This window comes from Arthrobacter sp. Soil_N43, from assembly GCF_057655195.1.
In genome coordinates, this window is sequence record NZ_JBDGML010000026.1 from 1 (window position 1) to 15,528 (window position 15,528).

At 66.6% G+C, this 15,528-nt stretch carries 11 protein-coding genes; 8 read left to right on the forward strand and 3 right to left on the reverse strand.

Annotated features, from left to right (window positions below; all coding sequences use genetic code 11):
* The 6 genes from AC3A3W_RS01165 to AC3A3W_RS01190 all read left to right on the forward strand — a co-directional run.
* The coding region (locus AC3A3W_RS01165) for a Holliday junction ATP-dependent DNA helicase RuvA (RefSeq protein ID WP_487440060.1) at nt 1-330 on the forward strand (330 nt) is incomplete at its 5' end.
* Nucleotides 323-1,411, forward strand: a complete 1,089-nt coding sequence (gene ruvB / locus AC3A3W_RS01170) for a Holliday junction branch migration DNA helicase RuvB (protein ID WP_487440061.1) — start codon at nt 323-325, stop codon at nt 1,409-1,411. The genes AC3A3W_RS01165 and ruvB, both read left to right, overlap by 8 nt.
* Nucleotides 1,412-1,643: 232 nt before the next feature.
* On the forward strand, nt 1,644-2,027 hold the full coding sequence (gene yajC, locus AC3A3W_RS01175) for a preprotein translocase subunit YajC (protein ID WP_487440082.1): 384 nt from the start codon (nt 1,644-1,646) through the stop codon (nt 2,025-2,027).
* Between the two features lie 109 nt (nt 2,028-2,136).
* Nucleotides 2,137-3,894 (forward strand): protein translocase subunit SecD, encoded by a 1,758-nt coding sequence (gene secD, locus AC3A3W_RS01180; protein WP_487440062.1) that lies wholly within the window; start codon nt 2,137-2,139, stop codon nt 3,892-3,894.
* Nucleotides 3,894-4,910 (forward strand): protein translocase subunit SecF, encoded by a 1,017-nt coding sequence (gene secF, locus AC3A3W_RS01185; protein ID WP_487440063.1) that lies wholly within the window; start codon nt 3,894-3,896, stop codon nt 4,908-4,910. The genes secD and secF overlap by 1 nt, the downstream gene beginning before the upstream one ends.
* Before the next feature lie 149 nt (nt 4,911-5,059).
* A complete protein-coding gene (locus AC3A3W_RS01190; RefSeq protein ID WP_487440064.1) occupies nt 5,060-7,453 on the forward strand; it encodes a RelA/SpoT family protein in 2,394 nt (797 codons plus the stop codon).
* Nucleotides 7,454-8,179: 726 nt separating this feature from the next.
* On the opposite strand, the gene AC3A3W_RS01195 is transcribed toward AC3A3W_RS01190, so the two are convergent.
* Together AC3A3W_RS01195 and AC3A3W_RS01200 are read right to left on the reverse strand one after the other, a co-directional pair.
* Nucleotides 8,180-9,880: a DUF349 domain-containing protein gene (locus AC3A3W_RS01195; RefSeq protein ID WP_487440065.1), complete on the reverse strand. Its 1,701-nt coding sequence runs from the start codon at nt 9,878-9,880 to the stop codon at nt 8,180-8,182.
* Between the two features lie 70 nt (nt 9,881-9,950).
* A complete protein-coding gene (locus AC3A3W_RS01200) occupies nt 9,951-10,751 on the reverse strand; it encodes a peptidylprolyl isomerase (protein ID WP_487440066.1) in 801 nt (266 codons plus the stop codon).
* 256 nt (nt 10,752-11,007) lie between these two features.
* Here AC3A3W_RS01200 and hisS point away from each other — a divergent pair, with 256 nt between their 5' ends.
* Entirely contained in the window at nt 11,008-12,366 is a 1,359-nt protein-coding gene (hisS, locus tag AC3A3W_RS01205; protein ID WP_487440067.1) for a histidine--tRNA ligase, read from the forward strand.
* Between the two features lie 5 nt (nt 12,367-12,371).
* Here hisS and AC3A3W_RS01210 read toward each other — a convergent pair whose 3' ends face one another.
* Complete coding sequence (locus tag AC3A3W_RS01210; RefSeq protein ID WP_487440068.1) at nt 12,372-13,634, reverse strand: APC family permease; 1,263 nt, start codon at nt 13,632-13,634, stop codon at nt 12,372-12,374.
* A 95-nt stretch (nt 13,635-13,729) separates the two neighbouring features.
* Here AC3A3W_RS01210 and aspS point away from each other — a divergent pair, with 95 nt between their 5' ends.
* Nucleotides 13,730-15,517 (forward strand): aspartate--tRNA ligase, encoded by a 1,788-nt coding sequence (aspS, locus tag AC3A3W_RS01215; protein ID WP_487440069.1) that lies wholly within the window; start codon nt 13,730-13,732, stop codon nt 15,515-15,517.
* The last annotated feature ends 11 nt before the right edge of the window (nt 15,518-15,528 follow it).

The following is a 15,528-nucleotide window of genomic DNA, read 5'->3' on the forward strand; positions in this document are numbered from 1 at the left end:
AGCAAAACGTTCACCAAAGTTCCGGGCATCGGCCCGAAAGTCGCCGGCCGGATTGTGCTGGAGCTCGCCGGAAAGCTGGTTCCCCACGGCACCGCCCCGAGTGCCGCCCCGGCCCCGTCCGGGGAAGCGGTCTGGAAGCCCCAGGTGGTGGCCGCCATGACCAGCCTCGGCTGGTCCGAAAGAGATGCCAGCGGCAGCATCGACAAAGCCCTGGCCGACGCGCCCGACCTTGCGGACCAGGGCAATGTGGCCGAGATCCTGCGCACCACGCTGCGATGGCTTGGCCAGGACGGCGCCCGTGCCGGCAACAGGGTAGGCAGCCGTGGCTGAGCCGTCCCTCGTCGCCGGAGGCGAAGAACCCGAGGAAAAGGCGATCGAGGCCGCCCTGCGGCCCAAGAACCTGCACGATTTCGTCGGCCAGCACCGCGTCCGAAAACAGCTGTCCCTCGTGCTGCAGGCATCCCGGATGCGCGGCCGCAGCGCCGATCACGTGCTCTTTTCCGGTCCGCCGGGCCTCGGCAAAACCACACTGGCCATGATTGTCGCAGCGGAAATGAACGCGCCGCTGCGGATCAGCAGCGGTCCGGCCATCCAGCATGCCGGCGACCTCGCCGCCATCCTTTCCTCGCTGTCCGAGGGGGAGGTCCTTTTCCTGGACGAAATCCACCGGATGTCCCGCCCCGCCGAGGAAATGCTCTACATGGCGATGGAGGACTTCCGCGTCGACATTGTGGTGGGCAAGGGCGCCGGAGCCACGGCCATCCCGCTGGAACTGCCCGCATTCACCCTGGTCGGCGCCACCACGCGGGCCGGCCTGCTGCCGGGACCGCTGCGTGACCGGTTCGGCTTCACCGGCCACCTGGAGTTCTACTCGGTGGAGGAACTGGAGCTGGTCCTGCGCCGGTCCGCGGGCCTCCTGGACCTGAAAGTGAACTCCGCGGGTTTCAGCGAAATCGCGGGACGGTCCCGCGGGACTCCGCGCATCGCCAACCGCCTCCTGCGGCGGGTGAGGGACTGGGCCCTGGTGCACGGCATCGAGCAGATCGACGCCAGGTCCGCCTCGGCCGCGCTGGACATGTACGAGGTGGACAAGCGAGGCCTTGACCGGTTGGACCGCTCCGTGCTCGAGGCGCTGATCACCAAGTTCGGCGGAGGGCCGGTCGGCCTCTCCACCCTGGCCATCGCCGTTGGCGAGGAACCCGAAACGGTCGAGACCGTTGCCGAGCCGTTCCTGGTCCGGGAGGGACTCCTTGGCCGGACGCCCCGGGGGCGGATAGCCATGGCGCCGGCGTGGACCCACTTGGGTTACGCGGTGCCAGACGGCGTCTTCGGGCAGGACACCCTGGACCTGTTCGCGCCGGACGTGGAAGATGAACAATCCGCTGTCGACTGGATCTCCAAAGCCCAATAACAGCGGCCTTCCAGCTTTTCCCTCTAGACTGGTATGACGCTCGGCACGTCCGTGTTCGTTTCCGTGGCCCGCCCTCCGGGGCGCGGCCGACCGGGGCTGGTCTCTTCCCCGGGAATGCGGCGCGGAACGGACGCTGCCGTCAACCAGCTACGCAAGTACAGAATGGAACTTCCCCGTGTTCGGAAATATTACTGCCCAGGCCCAGCCGCAGGCCGGCGGCGGCATCGACATCATGACCATCCTGCTGTTCGTCATGCTCGGCATCTTCATCTTCATGATGTTCCGCCGCAACAAGAAGACGCAGCAGCAGCAGGCCGCCATTCAGTCGCAGTTCGCTCCCGGCGTTGAGGTCATGACGAGCTTCGGCCTCTTCGGCCGCATCGTCTCGATCGATGAGCAGGAGAACAAGGTTGTGCTGGAACTGTCTCCCGGCCACCCGGCCACCGTTCACCGCCAGGCCGTCACCAAGATCGTGGAGCCCGTGGCTGACACCACGCCCGTGCCGGATGACGCCTCCTCCCTTACGGCCGATGCCGACGGCAGCGCGCCGAGCATTGCCGAAACCCAGGACGACGCCACGAAGCGCAGCAACGACGAAGGCAAGAAGGATATCTAGTCCGCTGGCGCACTAGCGCGCCGCACTTCACTCTTCGGCCGCGGCCCGCCGCCGGGACGGGCGCCCAGCCCGCACCGGCGGCTCCTCCGTAACTATAGAAAGATCGACAATGGCACGAACTGGCCACAAGAAATCAGCCATCAGGGTGTTGGTCTGGCTTGGCGTAATCCTCGCCGTCATGACGGCCGTCCTCGCGGGCGGCACCATGGCCGGACAAGCCAGCTGGACTCCAAAGCTGGCCCTTGACCTTGAGGGCGGCACCCAGATGATCCTGGCGCCCAAGGTAGAGGGCGGTTCGGACATCAACGAGGAGCAGCTCAACCAGGCAGTCGCGATCATCCGCCAGCGCGTCGACGGTTCGGGTGTCGCCGAGGCTGAGATCAGCACCCAGTCCGGCCGCAACGTCGTGGTGAGCCTTCCGGGCACGCCGTCCTCCGAAACCCGGGCGCTGATCCAGGCCTCGGCCGACATGAACTTCCGACCGGTGCTGTTGAACGGGCCCGGAACGCCGGTTCCCGCGGCTGAGCGCACTCCTGAGGCGCAGCTGCCCAAGCCCACCGCCAAGCCGACGAACGGCAGCGATTCGAACTGGATCACCGCGGACATCATGAAGCAGTTCGAGGCACTGGACTGCGCCAATCCCGCACAGGACAAGCAGGAGCGCTCTGACCCCGCCAAGCCGCTGGTCACCTGCGAACCGGCCACCGAGGAGACCCCGGCGATCAAGTACATCCTGGGCCCGGTTGAGGTCAAGGGCGTCGAGATCCAGGGCTCCACGTTCCAGCTCCAGCAGGGCGCCCAGGGGGCCGTCACCAACGAGTGGGCCGTCAACATCCAGTTCAACGCCGAGGGCACCGCGAAGTTCAAGACGGTCACCGAGCGGCTTAACCAGTTCTACGTCGCGGCCGGCGGAGAGACCGGTACGGATCCGAAGTCGCAGTTCGCCATTGTTCTCGATGACCAGGTCATTTCCGCCCCGCGGTCCCAGGCCGTAATCACCGATGGCCGTCCGCAGATCACCGGCGGCTTCACGGAACAGTCCGCGAAAGCCCTCTCCGACCAGCTGCGCTTCGGCGCGCTGCCGATCAGCTTCGACATCCAGAGCGAGCAGCAGATCTCGGCGACCCTGGGTGGGGAACAGCTCCGGATGGGGCTTCTGGCCGGTCTGATCGGGCTGCTGCTCGTGGTGGTGTACTCCCTGTTCCAGTATCGTGCCCTGGGATTCGTCACCATCGCCTCGCTGGTCGTGGCCGGTGCCTTGACCTACTTGGCGATTGCCGTCCTCGGCTGGACGGAAAACTACCGTCTGTCCCTGGCCGGCGTCGCGGGTATCATCGTCGCCATCGGCCAGACCGCCGACTCATTCATCGTCTACTTCGAACGCATCCGTGATGAGCTCCGTGAGGGCCGCGGCCTGGTTTCGGCGGTCGAGAATGGGTGGAAGCGGGCCAAGCGTACCGTGCTGGCCTCCAAGGCGGTCAACCTCCTCGCGGCACTCGTGCTCTACTTCGTGGCCGTCGGCAACGTCCGCGGCTTCGCCTTCACCCTCGGCCTGACAGCCATCGCCGACCTGATCGTCGTCTTCATGTTCACGCACCCGACCCTCCAGCTGCTGGCCCGCACCCGGTTCTTTGGTGAAGGCCACCGGCTCTCGGGCCTCGACCCCGAGCGCCTGGGCGCCGTGCCGCTCTACAGGGGCGCCGGTAGGATCCGGACGCCGGAGGAGAAGCCCGCCCTCGTGCGTGCCAAGAACACGGGGGCGTCCGCCGAGGCGGAGCGCCGGATGACGATTGCAGAACGACGCCTCGCGGAAAAGCAGCAGCAGCTTGCGGGATCCTCCAAGGGCGCCAACAAGGAGGGCAAGTAATGGCTAGAAGCTTTGCGACATTCGGTAACGAGCTCTACACGGGAAAACGCTCCTACGACTTTGTCGACCGGAAGAAACTGTGGTTCCTGATCGCGCTTGCCGCGGTTGCCCTCTCAATCCTCATCCCGGTGGTCAAGGGAGGATTCAACCTGGGCATCGAGTTCCGCGGAGGCTCGGAATTCACCGTTTCCAACGTCACGAGCACGGATGCGGCCCTCGGTGAGAAGGCGGTGGAGGACGTCGTCCCGGGCAGTGTTCCCCGCGTTGCCAACGTCGCCGGGACCACGATGCGCATCCAGACGGACAAGCTCTCGGATGACGAAACCCTGAAAATCAAGGAAGGCCTGACCACCGCCTACGGCGTCACCGACAACGAGGTGACCTCGACGTTCGTTGGGCCTACCTGGGGTGCCGACGTCACCAAGCAGGCGCTCATCGGCCTGGTGGTCTTCGTGGGGCTGGCGACCGTGCTCATGGCGCTGTACTTCAGGACCTGGAAGATGTCGCTCTCGGCTATCGCAGGCATGGCGGTGACGATGTTCATCACCGCCGGCGTGTACGCCCTCAGCGACTTTGAAGTGACACCGTCGGCGATCATCGGCTTCCTGACGGTGCTCAGCTACTCGCTGTACGACACCGTGGTGGTGTTCGACAAAATCCGCGAAAACACGGCCGACATCGATATGTCCACCCGGCGGACGTTCGGCGAGGAAGTCAACCTGGCCGTCAACCAGACCCTGGTCCGCTCCATCAACACCATGATGGTGGCCATTCTCCCGGTGGCCGCGATCTTGTTCATCGGTGCCGGCCTGCTGGGTGCAGGAACCCTGCGGGACCTGTCACTGGCACTGTTCGTCGGAATCCTCATCGGCACGGCAGCCACGATCTTCATCGCTGCCCCGATGTACGCGTGGCTGCGCCAGAACGAGCCCGAACTGGTCAAGCAGGCAAAGCGCGTGGAGCACCGCCGGGCAGATGCCGCGGCGAAGTCTTCTGCCGAACCGGCCAAGGCCTAGCAGTCCCCACCTGAGGGCCGGACACCGTCGTCGCGACGGTGTCCGGCCTTTTGCGTCGGAGTCCTGCCCTTCGGCGACGTTCCGGTTATCGGGCATGCCCGTGCCGGGAATAGACTGGGATAATTAAACGGGTCGTGAGGGGTGCTTCATTGGAAGAACGTTCGACGTCGGCGCCAGAGGCTGCCGGTGGTGACAGTCCGGGCCAGGGCCAGCAGACTGGTCTCGTGGCTGCCGGGCGCCCCGGCCCGGGTGTGCCGGTGGACAACTCCGGCGTGCGTCCGACTTTTCCGGGCCGGCGTGAACGTACCCGGTCCCGGCTCGCGAGGCTGACCGGCCGAAGCACCGCAACGTATTCGCCCATCCTGGAGCCCCTGCTCCGGACGGTCCGGGCGAACAATCCCAAAGAGGATTTCGACCTCATCCAGCGCGCCTTCGTGGTCGCCGAGCAGAGCCACCGCGGACAGAAACGCAAGAGCGGCGATCCGTACATCACGCATCCGGTGGCGGTGGCCACGATCCTCGCCGAGCTCGGGCTGAGCGGGACCACGCTGGCCGCTGCGCTGCTGCACGACACCGTCGAAGACACCCCCTACACCCTCGCCGACCTGAAGGCCGACTTCGGCCCGGAAGTGGCCATGCTGGTAGACGGCGTGACCAAGCTGGACAAGGTCAGCTTTGGTGAGGCCGCGCAGTCCGAAACGGTCCGCAAGATGGTCGTGGCGATGGCCAAGGACATCCGCGTGCTGATGATCAAACTGGCCGACCGGCTGCACAACGCACGGACATGGCGTTTCGTTTCCGCCGAGTCATCCGCCCGCAAGGCACGCGAAACGCTGGAAATTTTTGCCCCGCTCGCGCACCGCCTGGGCATGAACACCATCAAGTGGGAACTTGAGGACCTTTCCTTCGCCGCCCTGTATCCCAAGGTCTACGAGGAAATTGTCCGCATGGTGGGTGACCGGACACCGGAGCGCGAAAAGAGCCTGAGCGTGATCCGGAACCAGATCGCCGAGGACCTCCGGGTGGCCAAGATCAAGGCCACCATTACCGGCCGGCCGAAGCATTACTACTCGATTTACCAGAAGATGATCGTCCGGGACAAGGACTTCGACGACATCAACGACCTCATGGGCGTGCGCGTGCTGGTGGACTCGGTCCGCGACTGTTACGCCGCGCTGGGCACCCTGCATTCGCGCTGGAACCCCCTGCCCGGGCGGTTCAAGGACTACATCGCGATGCCCAAGTTCAACATGTACCAGTCGCTGCACACCACCGTGATCGGCCCGGGCGGCAAGCCCGTGGAGATCCAGATCCGCACGCACGAGATGCACCGGCGCGCCGAGTACGGCGTTGCCGCCCACTGGAAGTACAAGGACCAGCCCAACCGCACGGCCACCGGGCCAGGCAGTCCCCGCGACGGGGACATGGGCTGGCTGCGGTCACTCGTGGACTGGCAGCAGGAAACCTCCGACCCGGGCGAATTCCTCGACTCGCTGCGTTTTGAGATCAACGCCAGGGAAGTCTTCGTTTTTACGCCCAAGGGTGAAGTCATGGCACTCCCGGCCGGCTCCACGCCTGTGGACTTTGCCTACGCGGTGCATACCGAGGTGGGCCACCGCACCATCGGCGCCCGGGTCAACGGAAAGCTGGTGCCGCTCAACAGCGAGCTCAATCACGGCGACTGGGTGGAGATCTTCACGTCGAAGGCGGAAGGGGCCGGGCCGAGCCAGGACTGGCAGCACTTCGTCAAGAGCGCGCGGGCACGGAACAAGATCCGCCAGTGGTTCAGCAAGGAGCGCCGCGAGGAGGCCATTGACCGCGGCAAGGAGCTGCTGACCCGCGCCATGCGGAAGCAGAACCTGCCGCTGCAGCGCCTGATGACCCACGATGCCCTGGCCGCGGTGGCCGAGGAATTCAAGTACGTCGACATCTCGGGCCTGTACGCCGGGGTGGGGGACGGACATACGTCGGCGCAGTCCGTCATGGAAAAACTCGTCGACATGCTCGGCGGGAACGAGACGCCCGACGACGACCTCACCGAAGTCAGCATCCCCACGCAGGTCAGCAAGGCGCGTTTCTCCGACTCCGGTGTGGTGGTCCGCGGCGTGGGGGACGTCTGGGTCAAGCTGGCCCGCTGTTGCACCCCCGTGCCGCCAGACCCGATTCTGGGGTTCGTCACGCGCGGTTCGGGCGTGTCCGTGCACCGCACGGACTGCACGAACATCTCGGACCTGAAGGACCAGCCGGACAGGATCGTGGATGTTGACTGGGCGCCGACGCAGTCCAGCGTGTTCCTCGTGGAGATCCAGGTGGAAGCCTTGGACAGGAAGTCGCTGCTCTCGGACGTCACCCGCGTGCTCTCCGAGAACCACGTGAACATCCTCGCCGCGAGTGTGCACACGTCAACCGACCGCGTGGCCGTTTCCAAGTTTGCCTTTGAGATGGGCGATCCCAAGTACCTGAGCCACGTGCTCAGCGCTGTCCGGCGGATCGACGGCGTCTTCGATGTCTACCGGACCACGGGAAACCGCCGGCGAAGCTAGGGCCAGCTTCTCCAGGGCCGCCTTCTTGTGCGGCAGCCGGGGTGTTGCCTCCACGGCCAGGATAAGCAGCCGGACGCGGACATCAAGTTCGGGTCTTTCGAGCAGCTGGCGCAGGGCGGGGACTGCCCGCTCGGGGTCCACGTGCAGGGCGATGTCCAGTGCGGTGCGCAGTGGGCTCGAAACCATCAGGCCGCCCAGGCTGACGACGTCAAAGGGACCGAGCCGTACCTCATGGAGCGTGCAGCCGCGGGTGGCGCGCAGGCTGGAAATGCGGCGCTTGGCGTCCACCAGGAGGGCCATCCGGTCCGGCTCACGGGCGCACCCGTAGATCCAGGCCGCAGTCAGCCGCCCCGCCACCACCCGTTGCCGGATGCCGGGTGGCACCGCATGCGCTGCAGCGCGCGCCCGCAGCTGCGGCGAAGCCTCCACGCCCGGCACCGTGTAGCCGTGCTGGTGGAGCTGCGTCAGCACGCCGTCGGCCGCCATGGACTGCAGCTCGGGTGACGAAAACAGCTGTCCAGGCGCGTAGAGATCCAGAAGCTGACCGGGCGATCCTGGTCCTGGCGGTGACGCTGGTGCAGACTGCCGGGACGGTGCTATCGGCGGGGACGGCCTGCCGGGCGTGCTGGACGCTTCCATCCAGCCATCGTGCCCGAAGTGGCCGGAACGAGTACAGGCCCCGCCCCGGTCATGTGGATAACCGGTGCGGGGCCTGCAGGATCCTGACTAGGACAGCTCGCTGGCGGATCGTTGGATCTGGTCCAGCCAGGCCTGGCGGGCGTCAAGCGCCTCGCGGGCAGCCTTGATCTTGCGCTGGTCGCCGGCTTTCTCGGCCTTCGCCAGATCGTCCTTGAGCCCGGCGATGGCCGACTCGAGCTGGCTCAGGGCGCTGTTGGTGCGGGCCTTGGTCTCAGGGTTGGAACGCTGCCAGTTCTCCTCCTCGGCCTGCCGGACGGCGTCCTCAATCCTGCGCAGTCCTGCCTCGATGCGTCCCATGTCCGCGCGCGGCACCTTTCCGGCATCCTCCCAGCGGTCACGGATGGACTGCAGGGCCTTTTTGGCGGCACCGAGGTCCTTGACCGGAAGGATGGTGTTGGCTTCCTCGAGGAGGGCTTCCTTCACCTTGAGGTTGGCGGCGTACTCCTGGTCGATCTCGTCGTTCGCGGCCTGGCGGTTGGTGAAGAAGACGTCCTGGGCGGCGCGGAACCGGGCCCACAGCGCGTCGTCATCCTTGCGGCTGGCGCGCGGGGAGGCCTTCCATTCGTCCATCAGGCGGCGGTATTCACCGGCGGCGAATCCCCAGTCGGTCGAGGAGGACAGCGCCTCGGCCTCGGCGATCAGCTTCTCCTTGGCAGCCTTTGCCGCCGAGTTGTTGCTGTCCAGCTGGGAGAAGTAGGCGCGGCGGTGCCGGTCAAACACCGTGCGGGCGGCACGGAACCGCTTCCAGAGTGCGTCTTCGTTGCTGCGGCCGAGGCGGACACCGCTCTTCTGTGCGGTCTTCCAGCTCTCGAACAGTTCGTTCATCCTGGCGCTGGAGGTCTTCCACTGAATATGCGCCGGATCCGTTCCCGAGATGCTTTCGGCTTCGGCGACGATGGCCTCACGCGCGGCCAGTTCGGCTGCGCGGACGGCGTCGTGCTGCGCCTTCTCGGCCTTTTCAAGCTCGGTGATCTGCGTGGCCAGCGTGTCCAGGCGGCCTTCAGCCGAACGGATGTCGCCCACCATGTTGCGCTCTGCCAGCTGCTCACGCAGGTGCGTGACAGTCTTCTGCATGTCGGTGGTGGGGGCCTTGGACGCAACGCGCTGCTCGAGCAGCACGATCTGGGCCACGATGTCGTCATACTTCCGGGCGAAGTAAGCCAGCGCCTCGTCATCGCTGACGTCCGGGTACTGGCCGACCGGGTGTTCCTCGCCGTCGATGGTGAGGAAGACGTGACCGTCTCCTTCAACGCGGCCCCAGCGGGCTGCTTCCGCGAGCGACGTGGCCGACGGTGCGGGCACCGGCGCCACGGTGGCCGCGGGGCCTGACTTCGGGCGCGCGGCAAATGCCGCGGGTGACGGTGCCGGACGGGGTGACGGCGCCGGGCGGGGTGAGGGAGCCGGCGGAGCGGCCGGCTCCTGCGCGGCGGGTTCCTCTCCAGCGCCCTGCGCCGGTGCCTCTTCCGCGGGCACCTCGTCTGCAGGTGCCTCCTCCAGCGGTGCCTGCTCCGCGGGCGCGTCGTCCGCAGGTGCGTCCGCAGGTGCGTCCGCCTGTGCGTCCTCCGAAGGTACGTCCTCCGCGGACGCATCCTCCTGGGGAGCTGCGTCCGGCTGCGCTTCGTCTGCCTGGGTACCTTCGGCAGCTGCCGCCTCGGGCCCGGCCGGAGGAGCCGGAGCCTCAATCAGGTCTGCTGCTGCTGTTTCGTCGGATTTCTGACTGTCTGTCACCGCTAAAAGTCTTTCGCTTGGAGGAAAATACTCTCGTAATACACCCGGGGCCGCCTGGGAACCGGGCTTCTTACTTCAGAGAGAACGAGTCTATCGTGACTGGTTCCACAGGTGCGCCGTCGGTGGCGTTTTCGCCCTTCTTAAGACCTGCCGCCGCAATCTTTGTGACCACGTCCAGCCCGGAAGTGACGGTGCCCACCACGGTGTACCCGCCCGCGGCGTCGGCCGGAATCACGGTGTCCTTGTACACGATGAAGAACTGCGTCCCGTTGCCGTAGGCGTTGCCGCCGGTCCGGGCCACCGCGATGGTTCCGGCCGGATACTTGTTGTCCGCGGGCGTGTTCTCCAGCGGACCCCAGGTGTAGGCGGGGTCGCCCTGGCCGTCTCCGCTCTTGGAGCCGCACTGCAGCACGCCAAAATTCTCGGCGGTGGTGAGCCGGTGGCAGCTCACGCCCTTGTAGTACCCTTCATCGGCGAGGGACTTGAACACGGCGGCGGCCTGCGGTGCCTTGGTGCCATCGAGCCGCACCCCCACCGCTCCGCGATTGAGTTTGAGTTCGCCGGTGAAGACTTTCCCCGCGGCTGTTTCCGGCTTGGGGATGTTGGCGGCGTTGGTGGCCGGGGCGGATGGCGACGCGGACGGGGACTGCAGTCCGGCCTCGGCCGCCGCGAATTCCTCCTCGGTCGGGTTGCCGGAATACACCGCGAGCTGAAGCACGACGGCGAGTATCACCGCCGCCGTTCCCGCACCGCCCGCAAGAAGGTTGTCCCGCCTGCGCCGCTTCTCCTGGTCACGGCGAAGCTCGCGCTTGGCTTCCATCTGCTGGATACGGCGCTTGGCTTCACGCATTTCGCGTGGACTTGCCGCCACAGGTCCTCCTCGTTGATCGGGCTGCCCACCAGGGTCACCCGCTGAAGGCATCCCCGGCTGCAGCTGCACAGCGGCAGCGTCTCCGGTCAGGGCGGCCGCATTAGAGATGCAGGCGCCGAAAGCATAAACTGACTGCCGCACATAGTTTATGCATGACAGCCTGGACTCCCGCCCTTGCCGCCGTTTTTGATCAATGGCGATTCGGAATGCTGGGCAGCGGACTCCGGCCGTCGGTTACCTGAGGAGAAACTCCACCATGGCACGCACAGCCTCCCTGTCCGGATTCCCCGAGTGGCTTCCCGAGGAGCGGCTGGTGGAGCAGCATGTCCTGGACACGCTGCGGCGCACCTTTGAACTCCACGGCTTCTCCTCCATCGAGACCCGTGCGGTGGAGACGGTGGGCCAGCTGCTGCGCAAGGGCGAGATCGACAAAGAGGTGTATGGCCTCAGCCGGCTGCAGGACGACGAGGGCGAAACCGACGCAGGCAAGGGGAAGCACGACCCGCATGCGCTGGCCCTCCACTTCGACCTGACGGTCCCGTTTGCCCGGTACGTCGTGGAGAACGCCGGCTACCTCGCGTTCCCGTTCCGCCGTTACCAGATCCAGAAGGTGTGGCGCGGCGAGCGTCCCCAGGAGGGCCGGGCGCGTGAGTTCACGCAGGCGGACATTGACGTGGTGGGGGACGGCGAGCTGCCCTTCCGCTACGACGTCGAGATCGCACTGGTCATCGCCGAAGCGCTTGGCGCCCTTCCGATTCCGGACTTCCGGCTCCGCATCAACAACAGGAAGCTGGCAGAGGGTTTCTACCGGGGCATCGGGCTGGACGACACTGCCGGCGTGCTGCGCAGCATCGACAAGCTGGAGAAGATCGGCCCCGCCAAGGTGGCCGAGCTGCTCAAAACCGAACTCGGTGCCACCGATGACCAGGCGCAGGCGGCCCTCAAACTTGCCGGCATCCGCACCGAGGACACCTCCTTCGTCGGGCAGGTCCGTTCGCTCGGGGTGAGCAATGAGCTCCTCGAGGAGGGCCTGGACGAACTCGAGCAGGTCATCGAGGCCGCCGTGAAGCGCGCACCGGGCAAGGTCATTGCCGATTTGAGCATCGCACGCGGGCTCGACTACTACACGGGCACCGTCGTGGAAACCGTGCTCGTCGGCCACGAGCAGCTCGGATCCATCTGCTCGGGCGGCCGGTATGACGCCCTGGCGAGCAAGGGCAACCGGAAGTTCCCCGGCGTCGGGCTCTCCATCGGTGTGACCCGGCTGGTGTCCCGCATCCTCAGCCAGGACCTGGCGAAGGCTTCCCGCTCCGTTCCCACCGCTGTCCTCGTGGCCCTGAACGCAGACGACACCTGGGGGGAGGCCCAGGACGTGGCGACGCAGCTGCGCAGCCGCGGCATCGCCACCGAAGTTGCCGCGAAGGCGGAGAAGTTCGGAAAGCAGATCAAGTTCGCTGACCGCCGCGGCATTCCCTTCGTCTGGTTTACCGATGATGAGGGCAAACACCAGGTGAAGGACATCCGCTCGGGTGTGCAGGTCGACGCCGATCCGGCGACGTGGACGCCGTCGGACGAGGACCTGCACGTCCAGGTCACGGGTGCCTCCCCGGAGTAGGCGGCTTACGCCGTGGTGCTGCGGCGGCGCCGCAGCACCACCGCCCGGCCCGCCACTCCAACGGCCAGCACCGCCGCCATGGTCAGGACCGACGACGGCGGCAGCGTGAAGGCCAGGACCAGGCAGCCCGCAAGCCCCGCGGCATTGAGCCAGCGCGGCGCGTGCCACGGACGGTCCGGAAGGCTGTACGCTGCCGCGTTCGCCACCGCGTAGTACACCAGGACGCCGAAGCTGGAGAAGCCCACCACGGTCAGTACGTTGCTGGTCAGCAACAGCACAACCACGACGGCGGCAACGGCCAGTTCGGCGACGAACGGCACCGTGTGGCGTCCCCCGATCCGGGCCAGCGGGCCCGGCAAGTCACCCTCCCTCGCCATGGCCATCGCAGTGCGGCCCACGCCCGTAATGAGTGCCAGCAGTGCGCCCAAGGACGCCGCGGCGGCTCCGGCCTGCACGAATCCGGCCCCGGCGGCCAACTGCGACGTCCGCACCGCTTCCAGCAGCGGGGCCTCGGATCCTGCCAGCCTGGACAGCGGAAGGTGCCCCAGCAGCAGCAGAGCCAAGGCCAGATAGATGCCGAACGCTGCCGCAAGGGCGCCCAGGATGGCCCGCGGGATGACCCGGGCGGGGTCCTTCACCTCCTCGCCGAGCGTCGCGATCCGTGCGTATCCGGCGAACGCGAAGAACATCAGGCCCGCGGCGGGAAAGACACCCCAGGCACTGCCTCCGCCGTCGGGAGCTGCGGCGGGTGCGGCGTCCACGGGATGGGGGCCCAGGATGGTGGCGGCAGCCACGAAGGTGAGGGTGGCCAGGACGATGCCCAGGAGGATGCGCGTCAGGAAGGCCGTCCGGGTGATGCCCAGAAGATTGACCCCGGTGAGCACTGCCACGGCCGCGATGGCCACCGGAGTCGCGTATCCCGGGGCGACGTACTGCCCGAAGGTCAGCGCCATGGCCGCGCAGGATGCGGTCTTGCCGGTCACGAACCCCCAGCCGGCGATGAAGCCCGGCCATTCTCCGAGCTGCTTGCGGCCGTAGACATACGTTCCGCCGCTTTCCGGGTATTTGGCGGCGAGCTGGGCAGACGCCACGGCGTTGCAGTAGGCCACGGCGCCCGCGATGACGATGGAGGCGACGAGGAGCGTGCCGGCCAGCCCGGCGGCCGGGGCGAAGACCACGAAGACGCCGGCGCCCAGCATGGATCCGAGGCCGATCGTCGTGGCGTCGAACACACCAAGCCTCCGCTGCAGGTGCTGATGCTTCGTCATGGCGGGGCAGGGACCTTTCCAGCGGGTAAACTCGGACGGGATCGTTCCCGCAACGATCCTAATGAAATTTCTGTCTTCCTTCTGAAAGGAATGTTGTGCTGCGCACACATGACCTCGGGTCGCTCCGCTCCGAGCATATTGGACAAACCGTAACCCTGGCCGGCTGGGTAGGTCGCCGCCGTGATCACGGTGGTGTCGCATTCGTCGATCTGCGTGACGCTTCGGGAGTGGCCCAGATCGTGGTCCGTGAGGAAGAGGTGTTCCACGGCTTGCGCAACGAATACGTCCTGCAGGTGACCGGAACGGTGTCCAAGCGCCCCGAGGGCAACGAGAACCCGGCACTCGCCACGGGCGAGATCGAGGTCATGGCGGACAAGGTGGTCATCCTCAACACCGCGGAGGCGCTGCCCTTCCAGATCGATGAGCACGTGGAAGTGGGCGAGGAAGCACGGCTCAAGCACCGCTACCTGGACCTCCGCCGTCCCGGCCCCAGCCGCAACCTCCGTCTCCGCTCCGAGGCCAACCGCGTAGCACGCGAGCTGCTGCACCGCGAGGGCTACGTGGAAATCGAAACCCCCACCCTGACGCGTTCGACGCCGGAAGGCGCCCGCGACTTCGTGGTCCCCGCACGCCTGGCGCCGGGTTCCTGGTACGCGCTGCCGCAGTCGCCGCAGCTTTTCAAGCAGCTGCTGCAGGTGGGCGGGTTCGAGAAGTACTACCAGATTGCCCGCTGCTACCGCGACGAGGATTTCCGCGCCGACCGCCAGCCGGAGTTCACCCAGCTGGACATCGAAGCCAGCTTCGTGGACCAGGACGACATCATCTCGCTCGGCGAGAACATCGTGAAGGCACTCTGGAAGCTGATCGACGTCGAGATCCCGACTCCGATCCAGCGCATCACGTACGCGGACGCCATGGCCCGCTACGGTTCCGACAAGCCGGACCTTCGCTTCGGCCAGGAACTGACCGAGCTGACTGAATTCTTCAAGGACACCAACTTCGGCGTCTTCAAGGCACCCTACGTCGGCGCCGTCGTCATGCCCGGCGGCGCATCCCAGGCACGCCGCGCCCTCGACGCGTGGCAGGAGTGGGCCAAGCAGCGCGGCGCCAAGGGCCTGGCGTACGTGCTGTACAAGGAGGACGGCGAGCTCGCCGGCCCCGTGGCGAAGAACCTCACCGACACTGAACGCGCCGGCCTGGCCGACGCCGTCGGCGCCAAGCCCGGTGACTGCATCTTCTTCGCCGCCGGTGAGAAGACGCCCTCCCGTGCGCTGCTCGGTGCGGCCCGCGTGGAGATCGGCCACCGCACAGGCCTGATCGACCCCAACGACTGGGCTTTCTGCTGGGTGGTGGACGCGCCGATGTTCGAACCGGCCGCCGCCGCTGTGGCATCCGGCGACGTCGCCGTGGGCGGTGGCCAGTGGACCGCCGTTCACCACGCCTTCACGTCTCCCAAGCCGGAGTTCCTCGCCACCTTCGACAAGGATCCGGAATCGGCGCTGTCCTACGCGTACGACATCGTCTGCAACGGCAATGAAATCGGCGGCGGCTCCATCCGTATCCACGAGCGCGACGTCCAGGAGCGCGTCTTTGAGCTCATGGGACTCGACCGGGCGGATGCGCAGACCAAGTTCGGCTTCCTGCTCGAGGGGTTCAAGTACGGCGCCCCGCCGCACGGCGGCATCGCCTTCGGCTGGGACCGCGTCGTTGCCCTGATGGCAGGAGTGGACTCCATCCGCGACGTCATCGCGTTCCCGAAGTCCGGCGGCGGCCATGACCCGCTCACGGACGCCCCGGCGCCCATCACCCCGCAGCAGCGGAAGGAAGCCGGCGTCGACTTCAAGCCCGAGGCCAAGAAACCCGAGGCGAAGCAGGGAGAGTAGCCGCAACAGGC

Bases quoted from the DNA above. Each gene is read 5' to 3' on its own strand.
- secF (WP_487440063.1), top strand. From the start codon at position 3,894: ATGGCTAGAAGCTTTGCGACATTCGGTAACGAGCTCTACACGGGAAAA.
- AC3A3W_RS01210 (WP_487440068.1), bottom strand. From the start codon at position 13,634: ATGACGAAGCATCAGCACCTGCAGCGGAGGCTTGGTGTGTTCGACGCC.
- yajC (WP_487440082.1), top strand. From the start codon at position 1,644: ATGACCATCCTGCTGTTCGTCATGCTCGGCATCTTCATCTTCATGATG.
- hisS (WP_487440067.1), top strand. From the start codon at position 11,008: ATGGCACGCACAGCCTCCCTGTCCGGATTCCCCGAGTGGCTTCCCGAG.
- secD (WP_487440062.1), top strand. From the start codon at position 2,137: ATGGCACGAACTGGCCACAAGAAATCAGCCATCAGGGTGTTGGTCTGG.